1 pseudogene is annotated in these 358 nt (G+C 63.7%); it reads left to right on the top strand.

The features are described 5' to 3' along the window. Positions 1 to 230 (top strand): annotated as a pseudogene (locus CVH10_RS18395) (L-lactate dehydrogenase); the annotation flags it as partial. Positions 231 to 358 lie beyond the last annotated feature (128 nt).

Here is a 358-nt window from a genome sequence, read left to right as displayed (position 1 = left end):
TCTGCGAAGCCGTACTGCGCAATGAGCACGCGGTTATTGCGGTCTCCACGGTCCTTGATGGTGAATATGGTCGGACCGACGTGTGCCTCGGCACACCGTGCGTGGTCGGCAAGAACGGGATCGAGCGGATCATCGAGCTCGATCTCGACGAAGAGGAGCGCAAAGCTCTCCACCGCTCCGCTGAGACATTGCGGCGGCTTAACCCTCGATTATCGGCAGGCGCGGCATGACGATCGGGAACGACAAGGCCGGTGCTGGAGCGCGGTCGCCGTTCGCGATCCCGACCGAAGGCTGGCTGGCCGTGCTCCGCCGAACCTGGGAAGAGACCGGCAAGGACAATATCGGCCTCATCGCCGCC

Origin of the sequence: Halomonas sp. ND22Bw, assembly GCF_003011945.1 — a bacterium.
Lineage (GTDB): Bacteria > Pseudomonadota > Gammaproteobacteria > Pseudomonadales > Halomonadaceae > Halomonas > Halomonas halophila.
Note: the sequence above shows the minus strand (reverse complement) of the source record. Positions and strands in the feature narration are given on the sequence as shown.